General features: G+C 56.7%; 3 protein-coding genes. All 3 read right to left on the bottom strand.

Annotated elements, in window-relative coordinates:
- Positions 1 to 26 precede the first annotated feature (26 nt).
- Positions 27 to 18,017 (bottom strand): leukotoxin LktA family filamentous adhesin, encoded by a 17,991-nt coding sequence (locus tag ACI4OH_RS06215; RefSeq protein WP_439784406.1) that lies wholly within the window; start codon positions 18,015 to 18,017, stop codon positions 27 to 29.
- Between the two features lie 14 nt (positions 18,018 to 18,031).
- Positions 18,032 to 19,714 (bottom strand): ShlB/FhaC/HecB family hemolysin secretion/activation protein, encoded by a 1,683-nt coding sequence (locus ACI4OH_RS06210; protein WP_435721022.1) that lies wholly within the window; start codon positions 19,712 to 19,714, stop codon positions 18,032 to 18,034.
- 342 nt (positions 19,715 to 20,056) lie between these two features.
- A complete protein-coding gene (locus ACI4OH_RS06205) occupies positions 20,057 to 20,587 on the bottom strand; it encodes a CYTH domain-containing protein (protein ID WP_432647961.1) in 531 nt (176 codons plus the stop codon).
- Positions 20,588 to 20,655: the final 68 nt, after the last annotated feature.

Below are 20,655 nucleotides of genomic sequence, written 5' to 3'. Positions count from 1 at the left end.
TCTCCTATAACATCCTGCTCTTATTTTCAGGCTTCACTCTCAACCGTGACAGCCGGCGTCATATTCTTTGTCCCTGCAAAAATGTATGCCGACGGGTCAACAAGGTCGTAGCGGTCGTGATACGAGAGCGCCGGATGATAATACGTGCGGTAGAATGCATAACGGTCCGAATCCAGCAGCATACGCATCCAATCGGTTTCCGTGTAGCGTTCACGGTAGACATGATAGTGGTCGGCAAGGTCAAGCAGATTGCCATTGCTAAGCTGCGTATCTCCCTGTCCGTAGAACCGCAGGAACATCCAGCGGCCCGCGTCAGGCGCGGAACTCAGCCAGTTCTGCAGGGCATCCTGCGGCCGATTGAGACGCGTATTGACCCAATACGCACTCGTGACGGCTTTATCGTAAACAGGTGCCGTGCCGAAGACATTCGTCGTCATGACGCCATTGCTGAACGTGGCCTTATCCAGGACATACAGCTTGTCGATCAGGAATTTGCCTTTGCTGACTTTGACACTGCCATTTCTGAGCCAGAGATGGTTGAAGCGGATGCCGCCCGTGCTCTTGATATCACCAATGCGAAGGTTCTCAATCGGCATATCATCGCGCGCGCCGTTTGGCGTAATGGTCAGCACGCCGTCAGAACCTTCCCTCTGCATGATATCGTCGACACCGAGGTCCGAGCCCGAAACGGCAATTTCTGTACCGGCCGTGACGTGCCTGACATCCATTGTCTTAGACGGATTGCGGACAAACATGGCCACGAGATTGCCATCGATGTTATCGAGGTAGAGACTGCCGTTCTTGAGCTCGACAGCAGCGTCCTTTTTCGCATAGAGGCCGTAGAGATCAACATCGCCCGTGCCTTCATGCTTGATTTTGACGTTGCCATTTGTCGCGTTGACAAAACCGCGGTCGCCATTGCTGGCAGTGTGTTCGTCTTTGATGGCGCCTGTACCCGTTACCTGGATGTTCACATCGCCCTGCTCTGCCGTCAGATGGATATCTTCTGTCTTGCCTGCATCGCTGCCTGCAAAGAGGATATTGCCGTCATTCGTATGGAAGTCAACATTGCGGTCTGCTGCAGCATCGCGACGCAGCGTGATGGAGCCAGTCTTTTCCGCATCGGCCACGAGGTCACGGCCGGCACTTACCGCACCGTCAAAGGTAATGCTGCCTTCTTCGGCCGTCCCGGCAATCAGGTCCTGACCGCTCTGCGCATTGCCCTGGAAGGTGATATTGCCTTTTTCTGCTGTCTTGGCAGTCAAATCCTGACCGCTCTGTACACTGCCCTGGAAGGTGATATCGCCCTGCTGCGTCTCGGCAGTCAGATTGTCAGCTGCCTCAGCCGTGCCAGCAAAGACGATATTGCCGGACCCAGAGACTGCGGCGCGGAGATTTTTCCCTGCCGTCGCCTGACCGCCGACTTTAATGTCGCCATTTTCCGCCTTTAGCAAAGCATCAGCTGCCGCTTTCAGACTGCCCTTGACGCTGACATTGCCTTTTTCATCAAGCTTCCTGCTGTCCGTCGCCGAAAGGACCGTGTCGCCCGTCTTCGACTCAACCGAGCCATCGATGGAGACATTGCCTTCCGTAGCCTGCGCCGTGACGGATGTGCCGCCCGTAACGCTGCCGCCAATGGTGACATCGCCGTTTGCGGCCTGTGCCAGTACCGACGTATTGCCCGTGACCTGGCCCGTAATACCGACATTGCCATCCTGAGCTGTGATTTCCGCAGAAGTGCCGCTCTGGACATCGCCGTCAATATGGACGCTGCCATTTGCGGCCGAAGCTTTTGTCGCTTTGCCGCTGATCAGGCCGCCCTTGATGGTCGCATCACCGTTCGTCGATTGTGCCAGAAGATTGTTGTTCGCTTTCATCTGGCCTTCGACCGTAACATTGCCGTTGTCGGACTGCGCCGTCGCGTCATTTCCGGCATCCATCTGACCTTTGACAAGGACATCACCCTTGCTGCTCTTGGCTATGAGGTCGTGACCTGCCGTCATCGTACCGTCGACTGTAACATCGCCATCATGCGACTGCGCCATCACATCATCGCTGGCCGTCATCGCGCCGGCTACGCTGACCGTGCCCTTTTCCGTCTGGATTTTGGCATTGCCATTCGCCGCCTCGACCTGGCCGTTGACTTTGATACTGCCATCTTTGGCAAGTGCCTCAGCATCGCCGCTTTCGCTGGCTTTAAGGCTGCCTTCGATATCAATATTTCCAGTCTGTCCTGTCTTGACTATCGCTCCTTTCTTCCCTTCTACATCACCGTAAACCGTAACCGGGCCATTCGCCGTCTTAAGGGACGCCGTTGTGCCGGCTGTGACACTGCCTTTCTTATCCTGCGTACCAACCGTGATGGCACCATTGTTATTCTTAATGATCGTTGCAGTGCCACTTTGGACATCGCCAGTAACGACAAGGTCGCCGTCTTGCTGATTTTCCATCGTGATGCTGCTACCGGCCATGGCATTGCCGCTCTGCTGGAGTCCCTTCTGAGCCGTCAGGCTGATGGCACCATTCGTGGATGTCAGGTCGCCGCCGTTATTCAGCGTCGTGCCGGCATTCATGGTGATGTCGCGGACAGCCGTAACTGCCTTGTCATTCGCCATGGCCTGGCCGGAAGTCAGGCTGACATCCTGCGCTGCTTTTACGGTATCCGCATTGTGCAGATCCGTATGAGCATTCATCGTGACGTCGGTGCCCTTAGCTTCGACAGCACCTTCATTCGTGATGCTGTCATTCGTCGAGGTCATGCCTACCGTCGTACCGGCCGTGACACTGCCTTTATTCTGCATTGCTTCGGCCGATGTCAGGTCGACTTTGCCTGTTGTTGCAGCAAGATCGCTGTTGGTCAGGGTCGTACCCGCATTCATAGTGATATCCTGATTAGCTGTCACAGCGCCGCCATTTGTCATGGATGTGCCGGACTGCAGGCTGACATCCTGCGCTGCTTTCACGGTATCCTCATTGTGCAAGTCCGTCTTGGCATTCATCGTGACGCCGCCATTCTTGGCTTCGACACTGCCTGCATTGGTGATGGAGCCCGTGTTGGAAGTCATGTTTACATATGTGCCGGCCTGTACGATGCCCTGATTGACGATGTCATTGACCGCCGTCAATTCCACCTGATTGTCAGAAATCAAACTCTTTTTGTTGAGTATGCCTGCGGTGGAGTTCATAACGATCTTCTCACCGGTCAAGATGTCTTCGTTTTCTACAGCTCCGACTGCATCTTCATGGAGTCTGCCGCTGCCGACTGTCAGTACACCTGTGGTCTTCAGGTCGCCTTCGTCGTTGACGAGGCTGATGCCTTCTGTGGCTGTCAACGGCCCATTGACGGTCATGTTATTACCGGCACCATTTTTGTAATTGCGGACGGCAACGTTTTTCGCCTGCGTATTATTAAGGAAGGAAACCGTCAAATCTTTGCTGCCGCCATTGCCCAGCGTAACATCGCTCTGGTCAGAACCATTCTTCACGCTGACCGTCTGGAAATCGTTGAAGACTTTATTATTATCCAGTTCGGCACCGCTGTTGAGGTCGATGCCACTCTGGGCATCGAGACTGGCTGTCGGCGCTGCGATGTTGTGGGCCGCCGTCTGGCTGATATGGCCGCCGGCCTTGAGGCCCATGGCCTTTGCCGCCTTCAAGCTGCCTTTGACCAAGTCGATGTCCCTGTCGCTGGACAGGTTCACCGTGTCTGCCGTCACCTGGCTGTCGATTGGCGATGCCTCGTCATCCTGGCCGAGACTCAGACTGGTCTCAGAAGTTACCGAAACCGTATGACCAGGAACAGTCTTCAGGCTGCCGAGCAGCAGGAGTCCTTCGGTCTCTCCGGCCTTGTTTTTGCCGGCCAGATAGATGTCGCCATTTTTCGCCTCTGCGTTGACGGCGGCACCATTGCCGAGGATGCGGATGGCGCTGTCTTTTGCACCAATGCCGCCCTCTGCCTTCAGGTCAAGCAGTCTGCCTGCATTGAGGTAGGCCTGCTCAGAAGCACTCGGACTCATGATGATGTCCTTCTTGGAATCGAGCACCATATCTTTGCCGGCATAGAGGCCGGTGAGCTGCAGATTATTGGTGCCCACGCTGCTCATATACATGCTGCCATCCGTCAGAGCAGACAGGCTGCCCGTCAGGTCGACGGCGATTTTCTTGTCCACCGTACCGATGTCGGCACTGCCGCCTTCGAGGATGAGGTCCTTGCCCTTCAGGTTGACACTGCCATCCGTCAGGGAGTTGGTCACGCCGGCTTTGCCAAGGACGCGGATATCGCCCGTGTTGGTCGTTACCTTGCCCAGCTTCAGGACCGTATCCTTGTTCTCGCCGGACGTGCGGCCGGCCACGTAGATATTGCCGTCGGACTGGACATTCAGTTCACCTTTGGCTTCGATGCCGACCGGCACCTTGCCGTAGATGCGGAACACCTTCTCGCCCTTGTCATTTGCGGTATAGCCCACATCCGAAACATTGGCATTGACGACTTTCTTGAGGTCATCGAGACGTGCATCCGTGGTAATATCCTTGACCAGAACATCTTCGGCCGCTTTGTCCGAGCCGACGTTTTTAGCCTGGAGCGTGATGTTGCGGCCGGAGATGTTGGCCTGCTTGAGCTCCGTGTCCGTGCTGCCCTGCTGCTTATTGACGATGGCGTCGCTGATAGCATAGAGCAGTTCATTTTCGCTCCAGCCCGCACCGGCCTTCTGCAGCTCAGCCAGATGATTTTTGGCTGTCTCGCTGCCTGCCAGGTAGTCGTCAGCACTCGTATAATCGCCGTAACGTTCTTTCAAAGCCTGATAGTTGGCATCGTTTTTGGCTGCTTTTTCATTATTTTCATAAGCAGTCTTCAGCTTCAGATACTGTTCCATTTCAGACTGGACGCCGGCCTTGTATTCAGCCACGTCTGCTGCCTGTTTCTGTTTGTACTGGCCATCGCCTTCGATCAGGCCTAGGTCTTTCCAGCCCTGGACGAGGGCTGCCGTATTGCCGCGGTCGATGGTATCGCCGCTGGGCAGGGCATCGATGATGCTGCCCGTCGCAGTCAGTTTCACATCGCCTTCCGTCGATTTGATGGTGCCGACGCGCAGGTCGCTGTCCTCTGCCACATGGATATTGCTCTTGGCCGTGACGTTGACGCTGCTCGAAAGCGGGTTCAGCGCGTCATCAGCGATATCCGGTGTTTTCACCTTCAAAGCTGCCGCATCCGTGCCGATGCTTCCCTGCCGGCTCACGAGGTCAATGCGATTGCCCTCGACTGCCGCAGCCGTGCCGCTCTGGGTCAGATTGCCCAAAACAGTCAGGCTGACGTCGCCATTTGCGTTCTTCGCCTGAACGAGATTGACATGGCCCGCCTTGCCATAGGCACCGTCAACGGTGATGTTCATATTGCCGCTGCCCGTGTTGACCGCGTCGAGCTGTACCGTATCACCAAGGGATTCGACGGCAATATTCGTCAGGCCGTTTTTGGCACTGAGCTTTACATTGTCACCCTTGAGCAGGCCGCCATTCTGGTTGATGGCACCTTCCTGCGAAGTGATGGCGATGGTCGAACCTGTACCGCTCTGGCTGGACTGAATCTTGCCGGCCAGCGTGACACCGGACTTGCTCGTCACATTGATGGCCGAATTGCCATTCTGATTGCCGAGGAAGCCGATATTAATGCCGTGGTCCGCTTTGACGCTGCCCACATACTGCTGGGCCGTGCCCGTATTGGTATCCCATTCGGTGCGTTCCCAATGGAACCAGCCCAAAAAGCCCGTCTTCCAGCGCTTGGTGACGACCGGCTGCGTCCGGTCATTGTTCAGGACCACATTGTCGTAGACAAAGACATACTGTTTGTCCTTATTTGTGAGACTGCTCGTGTCGATATAGACGCCGTTGTCATTGGTAAAGGTATTATGCCCCATATCCTGCGGCGTGATTTCCTGTTCATACTTAGCCAGTTCTGTTTCATTCAGCGTCGTGACAGCTCCCCAGAGGCCGGCTTTATGATCATGTTTATAATGTTTCTTCGTCGTGACCTTCTGGCCGCTGGTCCAGTTGTAGCGCAGATTCTGCTGCGGATTGTATACAGAAGATGCCCCGCTCTTGCTGAGGACCTTCCAGTCACCGGTGGTCTTATCCCATTTTGTCAGGTCCTTGACCACCGTGCTGCCGCGGGTGTATTCCGTGACCTGGTTCTTGGCGGAGTCGGCTATGCTGATCAGGCCGTCGCTCTTGTTGCTGATGAGCTTGCCCACCTGCAGAGCCGTATTCGTGTTGTTGGTCACACTGATGTCATAGGCACCGTCGAGGGCCACGATTTTACCATTGCCCGTGCTGGAGATGCGGCCATTCAGATAAATCTTGCCGCCGTGGGCATCAATATCGGGGATGACGAGTTTTTGCGTCGACGGATTGTAGTAGACATCGGGCTGGTACTTATAGGTACCGTCTGTCTGCAGGACCTTGCCGCCCTTCTGCACAAGATAATAGGTGCCGGTCGTAACGACATTGTCCGACAGATCCCGCCCGCCCAGAAGTCTCCAGGTGTGCTGCAGACGCTGGACTTTCGGCGTTACGCCGCTGTCAATGGTGACTTCGTATTTGCCGTAGCCGCTCTGAATCAGGCCGTTGACGTTGATGTCCGACGCGTTAATGTAGATGTTGTCGCCGGCAATGCGCGAACCGCTGCCGTTGAGTACATCATCGTGCGTCCGGTCTTCCCGATGGACCCGGGATGTATTTTCATAACCATAAGCATTGTTGAATTCATTGACTTCGCTGTTGAAATACTTGTCTTTGTACAACTCTTCCGGGTTGCCGCCGATGTTGACGATGCCCTGGGTAAAGCCCTGGCTGATGCTCTTGCCGGCCGTCAGGTGGATTTCCTTGCCGTTGACTTCCGCCGTGCGGCTGCCTTCGCCCTGCAGGAGAATATTGTAGTTCTTATCTTCTACCGTGACGACGCCGTTTTCCGCTTCAACATTGCCGTTGATTTCGATATCGGCCTTCGGGACGAGCTCGGCATCGACTTTTTTGCCTGTCGGATTATTATCGGCATCGACTTCATCGATTTTCGCCTTGATGGCGGCCGTGCCGTAGTCGCTCTTTATGGTGACCGTGCCGCCGGCACTGGTGGCAGCATCGGTGCTGACCATCAGGTTGACGGCCGCAGCCTTGTCCTGATTGCCACTCTTAATAACAGCAGCAGCGTCCTTGGCCAGCGACTGGCCGTTGTAATGGATTTCACCGCCCGGATTGACGGCCTTGACATCTCCCACTTTCATATAAAGATTCGTATGGTTCTCCACGGTGACTTCCGGACTGCCCTGGGCTTTCAGCGTACCGGCGCCCTTCAGGCTGCCTGCTTCCACCGTGATATTGCCGCCCGAAGCGACGATATCCGGCAGGACGATAGTATCCACCGTAAGGCCCTGGACAGGCACCAGATAGGTCTTGTTGTCCGGGCCGGTTACCTCGGAAAGAAGGCCGAGGTCGTTGAGTTCATTATAGATGCGCGTCTGCTCATCCTGGTAGCCTTTCAGAGCCGTCAGGTCCTTGCTGTCACTGTACTGGCTGATCAATTTAGCCAGTTCATAGTAGCGTGTCATCAGGGCATTGGCATAATCGATGCGCGCATAACGGATCTTCGACGTGTCGATGCCGCTCGAAGCGTCAATCGTCGGTCTCTGGACGGCATTTTCCTGTCCCTTGACGGCTTTGACAGCAGCCAGTTCATCCTTGTCGAGGATGACCGTCTGGCCCGAGCCGCCGATGACGATTTTCTGTTTGTTCTGGGCGCCGGCCGTCACCTTGCCGTCAATCTGTACATAGTTATCCGTCTTGTCGTTGATGCTGTCGGACTTCTTGCCCACGGACGTGCTCGTGAAGTTTTCATTGGCATCGCTGTGATACCAGGTGTACTTCACGGACTGTTCGCGCAGGTATTTGCCGGCTTCATCGGCATAGGCATTGACGTGACGGACACCGGCGATTTCCGCGTCCTTGCCGACAATGACCTGGTTGGCCTGAGTCAGGGTATCCTTGAATTTCGGGACAGCGACAGAGAGTGCCGTCTTGTTGTAGGCTTCCGATTCGACATTAAGGTCCAGGTTGTCCATGGCGCCGTTCGCGTCTTTGCCTGCGTAGAGATTGACATCACCCAGACTGTAGACTTTGCCCTGGACATCAACTTTGTTCGTCCGCTGCAGGGTGTTCTTGACATCCGACGAAGCACCACCGACGGCACCGCCCTGGGTATCAGCCACACCTTTGGCCGTCACATCCCAGTCGTCCGCAGCCGCGAGGGTGATATCACTGTCCGCCGCATCCGTGCGCAGGGAGGTCTTCCCATCGGTCGTGATGGTATTCCGGCTGGTCAGGTTGTTGTCCACATCCACCCAGGTAGCCGCGCCGGCGCCGGCTGCTTTGATATAGCCGGCCGCATTGATTTTGCCGCCTGCCTCTGCTGCCAGGGTCTGGCTGCCGCTGCTCGTAAGAGAAGCATTGCTGACATCTACGGTAGACGTGCGGCTCACCGTGTTATTGAGCTTGGCGCCCTGCACCGCGACACCGCCGTAGCCGCTGCCTTCAACGGCATACGCCTTATTCTGGCCGAAGTCAGCCTTGCTGTCCGCCTTGGCCGTGAGCGTGCCGCCGCTGGTGACCTGACTGCCCGTCAATACGACATCAGCAGCACCATTGGCCGTGTTGTCCGCCTTGGTGGCACTGGCTCCGACGACGGCTGCCTTCGTGGCGTCAGCATTGAGGTCCATATGATCCGTCTGAGCCGACTGGATGTCCACGTCGCCGGCCACATCCCAGCTGCCTTTGAGGGTGACTTTACTATTGGTATATGTCTTGTTGTCCACAGCACCGGCCAGGTCGCCGCTGACCATACCGCCGCCGCTGCCGTCGGCCGTGGTCACATTGTGCGTCGTGCCGCTGGCATTGACGGACAGGGACCTCAGCTGCGTCTTGTCTCCAGTCAAAGTAATCGTCGAGGTATTGGCGTCTTTTTCCGTACCACTTCCCGTATAGGCCAGATTCGTGCCGCTGGCAAAAAGGCCGCCGACGGTGATGCCGCGGGCATCGGCTGCGGTCTGCGTCGTATTGGCCGAAGTCACGCTAAGAGCCGTGCCCTTATCTTTTTTGAAGGAAACTTTGCCCAGCGTCACATCCGTATCGATGTCCATATTGGCTTTTGCCGCATTGACGACGGCCGTGCCGCGGCCGGCTGCTGCAAAGCCCTTGACCTTGGCTTCGCTGTTGTTTTCTCCATTCTGACTTTCGGCGCTGGCCGCGATTTCGGCCTTGTCCACATCAAAGGTCGTGCCGTCATCTGCCTGGACACTGGCCCCGCCTTTTGCCGAGGCCGTTGCCGCAGACGCACTGGCGCTGCCGAGAAGGGCGACGGAGAGACTGCCCGTTTCCGCCGTGACGGCCGGACGGGTCGTGGCCTGCAAATTTACAGTCTGACCTGCAAAGGTGCTGTTTTTCCCGCTGCCGCTCTGGCTGACGAGAATCTTGCTTGAACCCTCATCGCTTGCCAGGGCGACGACGCCGTTGGCACCGACAAGGCCGAAGGAACCGCCGTACGTTTTGGCCGTCACGACATTGGCCTTATCGGCCTGCAGGTCAGCCGTTCCCTGAGCCATATTCAGCGTACTTCCCTTGATGGCAAGATTCGTATCACTCGTGTTATCGGCTTTGGAGACAAGGGCTCCGGCCGTCACGAGGCCTGCCGTCGCGCCGTAGACCGACGAAGCCGTCTGAGAGGCGTCTGCTGCCTTCATGGTGATATCTTTGCTGTCGGAAGTCAGCGTAGAATCCACGGTTTCGACTTTTGTCGCGCCGCTGGAACTGCTCTGGGCATAAGCGGCGCTGACAGCCGCCACGCCGGCGATATTGGCCTGATAAGCATCGATGCTTGTCTTGCCGCTCTGATTAGCCTCTGCAGAAAGAACATTTTCTGCCTGCAGCGTACTGCCGCTGATGCTGACGCCGGCATCTTTCTTCGCGTCCAAAACGGCCACGGTGGCACTGAGTCCGAAAGAGCCCGAGACGCTGGCCGCAGCCGCCGTGATTTTCGCATCGGTCTGACGATTGGCACTGAGAGCAAGCGTATCCTCAGTGGTGATGGCAGAATCCGTCACCGCTGCCTGCGTGCCTTTGGCATCGCTCTTGCCCGAAGATGCACTTACGCCAGAAGCATCTTTGCTCTCGACACCCGTATCCGTATTGTGGAGGGTGTCCTTGACCACCTTGCTGCTGGCCGTGGTGTCATCGGTAGTAGCCGTCTGCTGGGAATCCAGGGCCGTATTGGCCTTTTGCAGCACAGCGGCGGTATCAAAGGAAGCCCCCTTGTCCGCGCTGCTGCCATAGGTATCGGCCAGTTTGGTGCCGATGGAGGTCACCATCACGTTAGCATTGAGGCCCATGCCTCCTACAGTAGCGCCTACGATATTCTGGTCCACATCCAGTTCTTCCCGGGCCTTGATGTCTGCCGTCTTGGCATTTACGGTGCTGCCCTCCACCTTGGCAAGTGTAGACGTGCCGATGGTGTTGACGCCCACGCCCGTGGCAATGGCGGCGCCGCCCGCACCGATCGTGGCCGCGTTGAACTTCGTATTCACCTTGTTATGGGCATCCACGGTGAAATCCTGCTCGGCACTGACGAGGCTGTCTTTGACCACAGCCGAAGTTTGGCTGTTCAAATTGTTGACAGAAATCGTCGCAGCGGCCGCACCCATGGAACCGGCCACACCAGCCACGACCGTCGTGACAGAGGTGCTGCTGTCGGCTGCCACTTTCACGGAACCAGAACCTATCTGGCCTTCCGCCTTGTCCGCCTTGACATCGCTGTCCATAAGTTCTGCATTCGTGGTAAAGTCATCGTTCACGACACCCACGCCGGCACCGACGGCGCCGGAAACCATAGCCGCCGACAGCGCCGCCGAAGCACTGACGAGGGTGGTCTTATGGTCGTGCTTGGCCGAGATTTCCAGGCCATGGTTCTTGCTGGTGATATTTTTCATCGTGGCCGAGACGGAGCCGTCCAGTTTGGTGGCCGCTGCCGTTGCTGCGACTGCACCTGCCCCGTAAACACCGCCGGCACCGGCTACGCCGTCGGCGTTGGTGACGACCGTAGACTGCTGGTCCGCGGTTACGGAAATGTTCCGGCCGTTGACAGTCGTCGCTCTTTTCGGCTTCGTGCCGCTGAGTTCCGCGGCCGTCTTACGGCTCAAAATCAGGGTATCCGAAGCCGCGCTGACGCCGGCGCCGCCATCGGCGCCGATGCCCACAGCAAGGGAGCCGACATGGCTTTCACTCTTCGTCACATCCTGGGCTTTCACGGCCACGTCATCAGCCGTGCTGTTGTCGAGATTTTTATTGATGTCCGTATCGGTCACCGCCGCCCGGGTCGTGCCGCCGATATTGTTGACCGTCACGGTGCCGGCCGCGCCCACGGCCACATTGTCGGAACCTGCCAGGCCGGCCGTCAGGGCCACACTCTGCAGGTTATGCGTACCGGCAGCCGTCACGGCCACGCCTTTCTGCTTGTCGCCGACTGTCTCATTTTCCTGGCCTTTGGCCTCCAGCGTGCTGCCCGCTACGGTGCTTTCCGTATCGCCCGTGATGGCATTGTAGCTGACGCCCATGCCGAGTCCGGCATTTCCGGCCGCGCCGCTCACGGTTCCGGCAAAGTTCGTCAGGGTTTCTTTGCCGTCTGCCAGCACGCCGATATTGCCGCTGCTCGTCAGGGTGCTGCCCGTCACGGCCGCTTTCACATCATTACCGATCTGGTTTACGGCAATGTTGCCGGCCAGGGCTGCCTTACCGGCCACGGCCGCGCCGATACCCACGGAAGTAATGGCCGAATTCCCGGCTGCCTGCACGGTGGTATGTTTGTCTTTTACTGTGCTGCCGCTCATGGAGGCCTTCGTATCCTGATTGATCCGGTTCACGCTGACACCGGCGCCGCCGGCAAAGTCACCGCCGCCGGCACCGACGACGGCCAAGCTGCTGATCGTGCTCTGGCTGTCCGCCTTGACCGACAAAGTGGCCCCTTTGTCCGCGTCTTTGTCGACCGTGAAATCCTGCACTTCGGCCGTCACGGCCTTGTTTACAAGAGCCGTAGCTGCTGCGCCCTGGACGGCCACCTTGCCGGCACCGCCGACGCCAAAGGCTGCCGTGGTCATTTTCGAGCCATCGACGGCCTCGACGGACGCAGTTCCGCCGGTCACGTTGGTCAGCGTAGTCTTCGTCATAGCTGCGCGGGTCTTCTGGCTGGCTTTTGCCGTACTCGTGGACGCGCCGCCCACATCGTTGTAGGCCACGGCGCCGCCAAGGGCCACTTTGCCGCTGCCGCTGACACTGCCGGCAGCCGCTACCCGCACATCGTCGCTTTCGGCTTTTACCGTCACGGCTTTGGCACTAGAGACCGCAGTCGCTTTTGCCGTATTCGTCCCGCCTTCGGCGCGCACTTCACCAATAGCAGCTTCCGTGTCACTGCCGCCGTGGTTCACGACGACGGTGCCATTTACCGCTGTCTTCTGGCTGGCGGCTACGGCTGCCCCGAGACCATAAATCTTTCCTGTATTTTTACCTTCGACGTCCACACTCACACCGGCAGCAGGCGTTTTCGCCGTTACGCTGCCGCCGGCCAGGTAGGCACCGATGTGATTGTCCAGGCCATTATAGGCCAGGGCTGCGCCGATGCCTGCTGTCTTGCCGTAGGCCACGGAGCCGGCCACGTTCACAGCCTGAGTATTGTTGGAAGCATTCACGTTCAGCTTGTCCGCGGTCAGGGAAGAATCCGTCACCTGGGCCTGAATCGCATTATTCTGATCCTGCCAGGTCACGCTGCCCATCCCGCCGAAGTCCTTGGCCCCGGCGGCCACACCGGCCGTCACGTTCACGGCCAAACTGTCTGCCTCAGCCTGAGCGGTAATGCTATCTGCCGTCAGGGCCGAACCATCGATTTTGGCCGTAAAATTATTGTCGAGATTGGCCACGTTCACGGCCGCGCCGGCCGCGTTGTCCTTGGAGCCGGTCACGACAAAGGCGGCGCCCACACTCAGGCTGCCCTTATTGCCGTCAAAATCCACTGTTTCTCCGGCCATATCCAGGCCATTGCTGCTGTCGGAGGTCTTATAATAGGAAGAACCGTCCGTATCGATGCCCGCATTCTGGAGCATGGTTTCTTTATCTTTGTAATTCCCGAGCTTATCCTGGTACGCTTTGGCCTCATCCGAGCCGCTCGTGGTATCGTGCGCCTTTACGGCGATGGAATCCGCCGTGATATTGGCAGTATTCGAAATATTCGCACTGACCGTATTGTGCAGTCCGTTGTAGAGCATGGCCCCCGTGAAGGCGTTGTCCGTATTCTTGTCTCCGCCGCCCACGGCTACGCCGGCAGAAATGGCCGCCGAAATCTGTTTGGTAGCCAGCAGGCCCTGTACCTTGGCATCCCCGATGTTGGTATACGTACCGCCGTGAATGCCGGCTTCGAGATTGTTCTTGATGTTCGCTATGGTCAGGCTGCCGCCAGCCGCGTTACCGCCGCCAATAGCCACGTCGGCATTGACACCGCCCGTGACCTGCAGGTCGCTTTCGTAGGCTGTCACATCGACTTTTGCTTTTTCCGTGGCCGCTTTGCCGGTCACCGTGTTGTTTTCCGACAAAGCCTTGACATTCTTGTCAATCAGATTCACCGAAGCCGAAGCCCCGCCGGCAAAGTTGTTGCCGGGCTGACTGCTCTTCGTGAGGGCCAGGGCTGTGCCGGCTGCCACGGACGTGCCGCCGCTCAGGGCTTCGATGTCAAGATTTTTCACGCCCGTAATGGTGCTGTTCTTTACGGCGGCCTCAATGGTGTTGTCGATAGAATTCATGCCCACGGCGCCGCTGAACGCCACGTTGGTGCTCTCTTTATTGCTCTTGCCCTTGCGCAGGGAAATGGCCGCACCGCCGCTGTAGGCTCCTACATAGGCCGTATCACGGGCACCTACGTTCATGGCCCCGTCGTTATTCAGTTTCACCGTGGCTCCATCCACCACGGCCTGCGTGGTATCGTCCACGAGATTCAGGGAAAGGCTTCCGGCCCCGGCCAGGCTGAAGGAAGGCGCCGTGTCCGACTTCGTGGGCACAGGGGTCTTTGTGCCGCCCTGGCTCTTGCCGCCGGTGTTGACCCAGGTGATGGCGTCTTTTACCTTATTGGAGACGGTTCCCACAGCCGAGGTGACGGTCCCCACAGGGTTCGTCACCTTGCCGAACAGGTTGCCCACGCTGCTCATGCCGCCCGTTTCCGTCTTGCCTTTTTCCGGCTCCGTGCCTGCAGAGGTCACGCCGCCGGCCACACTGACGGCGTTTAAAAGGCCCGTGGTTTCCGCATTGACATCGAGGGAAGCGGCTTCAATCTGGCCCTTGTCGTCGTCATCATCGCCCGGGGAAAGATTTTCCACGGCGGCCCGGTTGGTCACATCAATGTTGTTCACGGCCGCGGCCATGCCGGCTGCAGCCGCACCGCTGCCAGCCGCCAAAGACAGGATGGCATTATTTACATTTGTATTGTTGTAGCCCGTGATGGCAATGCTGCCTTTGTGATTCTTGGCATCATCCTTCACGGCCTTCAAAAGGGCGTCTTTATCCACCAACACCTTGTTCGAGCTGTCGCTGCTTGTCAGGGCCATCATGCCATTGATGGCCGAGCCGTCCGCCTTGCCGGCAGACAGCATGACGCCCGTATGGAACACGTTGGAGGAGCTCTTAAGGGCCATATCTCCGGCGGTCAGGCTCGCGCCTTTGCCCACCTGGACAAGCGTGTTGTTGTCAAAATCCTGATAATTGAAACTGCCGCCAAGGCCCACGCCGTCCGACTTGCCCGTGGCCGCATCGTTCTTCCAGAATTTGCTCTTGCCCGTCATGGTCACATCTTTGATGGCTTCGTCGGCTTTGAGGTTCAGGGTATCGCCGGCCGTCAGCTGGGCATTTTTACCCACCTGTACCTGACTGTCGAAGTTGAAATCCGAAACGGTGACGGAAGCCGCCGTGGCTGCTGCCGTATCCTCGCCGCCCTTGGCCGAGGCCGTGGCTGCGATATTGGCATAGTTGTTGGGGCTCAGATATTCCATGGACGCACTGACCACATCCATCGGGCTGGTCAGCAGGTTCGTGATTTTCGTCTGTACTTCTTCCTTGACCGCGCGCAGCGGATCCTGGGCCTGGATATCCTGGTAGAGAGTCATAGCCTTGTTCTGCAGTTCCATAAACTGGTTGTACAGATTCCAGCTGGTGGCCGCCAGGTTCGTCACTTCGTTGATTGTCCCATCCGCTGTGAGGTTCGTTCCGTCCGGAGCATGCTTCAGATAGTTCGTATAGAAAGTCTTGCTGATCCCCTCGAAGGTCTCTTCCAAGGTCACCAGCTCATCATAGAGTTCTTTGAGTTCAGGAAGCTGGCCCATCTCTTCCCAGTTCTTCATATCTGCAGCTGCCGATTTGACGGCCGCGATGCTTTCATCGAGCCCCTTCTTAATCTCCGTCACCCGGTTGTAGTCCATGCGGGAAGTGGTCGTAAGGGAGAGGTCTGTGCCGGCCTTCAGCTGGGCCTTTTTGTCTTTAGTCCCGTCTTCTACCGTGACGCTGGCCGAATTCTTCATGCCGCCAAACACGGTTCCCACAGCGATGGTCACCGTATCGGAATCGCTGTCTTTATTCTTAAAACTGTTGGTGACGCCATTCGCGGTCAGTAAGGTGTCATAGACCGTATTGCTGGCCGTTGCCGAGAGGGAGCCATTCGTGGCTTCTGTCACAGAATTTTTGCCGAAACTTACCTTGGCCGTGGTCGTTTCGTCGGCCACGGTGATGGCCGCACCGACAGACAGGGTATTGCCAAGGGCATCCGTCAGGGATTTGGAGCTTGTGGAGCCGCTTGACGCAGCCGTGTCCGTACTCTTGGAAGCCTTGCTCAACGCGTCCTTCACCAGAGGATTTTCCTTGACCTTGCCCACGATGCCCTGTACGTCGGCGGCCTTCATGACGCCCTTCATGAGCTGGGCCTTGAATTTGCCCTGTCCCAGGTTGTTGTTGGCGCTGTGGGTATTTTCCGCCGTATGGTTCGTGGCCGTCAGGGTCACATCCTCTTTTCCCTTGACCGTGCCCTGCACGTTGACGGAAGCATCGCCATCATGGACCATGACATCCACGGCCGCCGCGCCTACGGTGGAATCCGGGGCCTGGGCTGCGGCCGATGTATTGAGGCTCTGCTCAGCAGCGGCATCCATCTTCACGCTGCCCTCTGCAGCTTCGGCCGTGCCGTTTACTTTAATCTGGGCATTGTTGTCGCTGTTCGTCACCGCCACGGCGGCCACAACGCTGGAAGAACCGGCTCCGAGCATACCCGCGCTCACAATCGCATTGGCACTGTTGGTCACGGACGAAGTGGCCTTGGCCTGTACCTGCAGGGCTTCTTGCTTTTTGTTATCACTGTCTGTGGTATTTTTCCCCGTGGCCTTCACCTTGCCGTCAATCTGGACGGTGGCCTTGTTATCCACCTGGGCATAGCTCACCCCTGTGGAAGGAATGGCACTTGGTACTTTTTTGATGTATTTCTTGCCGGAAGCCACAACGCCGGCTGTACCGTCGAGATTGGCATCTGCCTCAGCCTTAACAGAAGCGCCTGTCACTTCAGCATCTTTTCCTACCGTGACGCTCGCTTCATTTTTGAGCAGCATCACATTGGCACCCACTGGCGTGGCATAACTGAGGAAAGAGCCTGCCTGATCCGTTACGGAATTGCCGCTGTCCACATAGGTATTGTCGGCAGTGGCCGTCATCGTTGCGGCGCCGTCTGCCGTCACATTTCCCTGTACATCCACTTTGGCCACGGTCTGGGCGAAGCCGCTGGCATTGCTGGAATACGTTTCGTCCCCTTCCTTGAAATAGCCGTTGGTGGCTTTGGCGGTCAGGGCGGCGTCGCCTTTTGCCGTCACAGTGCCATAGTTTTCCACGCTGGCCGTAATGGTCTTGGGGATGTTGATGTCCGTGCTCTTCAAAAGTCCGGTAGTATTCACCAGGTCATTAAATGCCTGGTCCAGGCTGTTGGCCGCGTCGGAGCGGGCAGAGAGGACCACGTCCCCGCTGCCGTTCCGGGTGGCCGTAAGCTTATCCAGTCCGGCCGCTTTCTGCTGTTCCGCAGTCAGTTTCACCACCTGCGAGAAGTCCGTAATGCCCGTATTGATGGCAGCTCCTTTTTCGATGCCGCCGGCAGCCGTATCGTCAATGGTATCTTTAGTCAGATTTTTGCCCACAGCTACCTTGCCGGCATAGAGTTTCACCTCATCTGTGGCATTGATCTTGCCGAGCACGCTGATGGTGCCGCTGGGATTGATGCGGATATTGGCAGACCCGTTCTTGATGGCCTCAAGTTCCGTATTCCCGTAAGCACCTGTTGCAAAATTTCCTTTTAAGATGTTATACGATCTCTGGTCCGCATCCATATAATCCTGAGTCAGGGAAGGAGCCATCACATAGAGCGAGCCCGTATTGATGACGCCGCCCTTGCCCACGACCATGCCCTCGGGGCTCAGGAAGAAAAGATTGCCGCCAATCTGCTTGTTGCGGATGGCGTTCAAGGTGCCGTTGATGTCGATGCGCGTATCGACGAAGTTCAGCAGGTTCGCTGCTTCTGTTGCATCCTTTGCCGTGCGGAAGTACATATTGGCAATCTTATTGGCATCGAGCTGGAATTTCTGGAACTGGTTCACTGCGATGTTCTTGCCATCGCTGTTGTATTTCTGGGCGTAGATGTCATATACATTGTTGTTGGGCGTATAATCATGCCCGCTCGAATCCGTGATTTTGCCGGCCAGGGCCACAGGCGCCGAAAACGGCGTGGCAAAAAAGCCGAGGGCCGTAACGGCTGCGACGACTTTGCGGGTCAGGGGAGTATCATTTCGTTTCGCGCTCGTTTTTATTTTCATTTTCATTTCATTGCGGTCATTCCGGCGCTGGAACTGTCGATTGTAGCTCATAATGGCATCCTCCGTCAAAATTGACTGTTAAACGAAAAATGGACGCGGGCCCTGCTCTGCTCTTCCTCGTTGATGGTGCGAATCAGAGGGAACCCCAGACTGACGTTGAGATAAGCGTGTTCATTCAAACTGCCGCGCAGGCCAAAGCCTGCACCGACAAGGCTGCGGTCGCCGAAGGCACTCGAGCCCCAGACGCGGCCGCCATCGAGGAAGAAGAATGTTTCATAGCGCTTGTCCTTCGAGATGGGCACGCCGTATTCGAGGCTTCCCGAGAAGCCGCCATCCCCGCCGAGCAGGCTTTCCGTATAGCCGCGGACGCTGTAGAGGCCGCCGATGTAGAACATATCGGCCGATGGCAGGTACTGCGTGCTCGAGAGCTGTCCTTCCAAACGGATATTCCATGACTGGCCGTGGTCAAAATGCTTGCGGAAAAGCCCGTTGAAATTGTATTTGCCGAAGTCGCGGTTCCCGCCATTGATATCCTGGTACTTGCCGATGGCATAGCCGTGCTTCTGGTACCAGATGGTTGAGCGGCCGTAGTCGAGCTGGTCGTAGAAGACCTGCAGCGTCTGCACCGTGTCGTCGACCCAGGGATTGCCGAGAAAATCCGTACGCGAATGCTGATAGCCGTAGTCGAGCCCGATTTCCGAACGCACGGTCTCACTCGTGACGACTGGATGCGTCATGAAAAAGTCATAGGCATACGAATGGCCGCGGACTTCAAGCGGCTCCAAAAGGCCATCCGTGATATGCACGCTGTTCGTGCTGTAGTTCAGGCCAATCTTGCTGCCCTGATGGTTCATCGGTGCCGTATAGCCGGCGGCAAACGATTTCGTGCCCTGGGAGAACATCGAACTCAGGAACAGGGTATCGCGGTTCCCAGTCAGGCTGCGGTCCTGCCAGAATACACCGCCGCGGTAAAGGCCGCTCGACTTCGAGCCCGCATTGTCTGCGACCACGCCAAATACCTGCTGCTGCGGCTCGCGCGCCGTGATGATATAATCCGTCGTGCCGGTCTTAGTGCCGGCTTTCAGGGCGATGTGCAGCTGGGCGTCATTTGTGGCGTTGAAGCGCAGGATTTCCTTATTGAGTTCACGGACATTGGCAATCCCGCCTTCCGGCAGGGAAATTCTCTTCCGGATATAATCGGGACGCGTCGTGTCATTTCCCTCGAGCCGGACTTCTCCTGTTTTCCCTTCCAAAAGCTCAATGTGCACGACGCCGTCATGGATGGTCTGTTCGCCGAGAAAGGCCCGGCAGGTGATGTATCCTTTTTTCTGATAGAGGGCATTGATTTCACTGAGGATGGCATAGAGGTCTTTTATGGAAATATTTTGATTAATATACGGATGCTCAATGGACTGAAGCTCTTCATCTGTCAGGATGGCCGATGATGTCATCTCAATTTTTTTGAGCGTAAAGGTGGTGTCCTCCCCCGGCTGCGTCTCCGCATCGTTCTGTCCCGAAAGGACGGCCCCTTCATGCTCCTTGGCCAGTCTTTCCTTCGCCTGCTGATAAGCAAGGTACGAACGCGTGCGGCTGAGCTGCGCACCGGAATCATTGTAGCCCGCCGGACGCACCGAGGGCGGTGCACTGCTCCCCTCGGCAGGTGCCGCAAAAGCCATGGCCGTCATCCATGGCAGGGAACAAAGCGTCAGGGAAACGGCCAGACAAAGGCCGTGTTTTTGCCGAATCAAACGTTTAGATCCTCTCATAACTTTCATGACTCTCATAACGGGGCCCCTTTCTCCGTATTGCGTATATCGTTTTTGCTCTTATTTCTTCATCAAGTTTAATCGTATTCTTCTTCTGCTATAATTAATTATAACATATTACAATCGCAGAAAAATGAAGGCCTGCCGAAAAACGTAATAGAACAAGACCGAACATGTAAAATGCGTCCTTAAATGTATAAAATTTGTCATTAAAATCCCTTTACAAATGTAAAAAAATAAAAAAAACCAGTCCTGAGACTTCAAGGATTTAAATCTCAGAACTGGTTTTCTTCTTTATGCTGCTGTGACAGCAGCCCTATTCGTTTACTCTTCGTCCTCTGCCGGCATAATGTCGTTATACGGCTGAGCCATGATTTTTTTCGCTAATTCCATGCCGTTTTCGGCGGCCAGACGGCCGTAGGTAAAGCGCGGGTCCTCCGTGACCTCGCGTCCGAACCATGCAGGCGGCTCAAAGGCGTTTGCTTCTTCTTCGGAAGAAAACTCCACTTCAACGTAATTGAACCCTTTGAGCGCGGCTTCATGGCGGTGGAACTCTGCGACGTGCCCATCATCAAGCGGCAGATAGTACCGCCGTTTCTCAATGAACAGCGTGTCGGGCTCGAGACGCTCGACAAGGTGCGAAAACTCGCGCGAAGAGATCTTGGTCTCCCATTCCTCGCGCATGAGGCCCTTGCCGCGTTTGACCGTCAAATAAAAAAATTCCTGGTTGTCCGGTTTGCGGACCTGCCGGATGCGGATTTCCGGCAGCAGGGATACATAGCCCTGCAGGATGGAATCGTACTCCTGCGGCAGCACGGGAATGACCGCAATCAAAAACTGGCGTTCTATCTCCATCTGCGGGCCTCCCCTCTGCCTTGCAGCTCTCCGGCAGCTTTGCAGCAAGCGCCATCAACCTGAAAAAT

Source organism: Mitsuokella apri (assembly GCF_051886055.1).
In the GTDB taxonomy this organism is placed as follows: domain Bacteria; phylum Bacillota; class Negativicutes; order Selenomonadales; family Selenomonadaceae; genus Mitsuokella.
Note: the sequence above shows the minus strand (reverse complement) of the source record. Positions and strands in the feature narration are given on the sequence as shown.

Excerpts from the sequence above, each read along its gene's own strand:
- ACI4OH_RS06215 (WP_439784406.1), bottom strand. The coding sequence starts at position 18,017 with ATGAGCTACAATCGACAGTTCCAGCGCCGGAATGACCGCAATGAAATG.
- ACI4OH_RS06205 (WP_432647961.1), bottom strand. The coding sequence starts at position 20,587 with ATGGAGATAGAACGCCAGTTTTTGATTGCGGTCATTCCCGTGCTGCCG.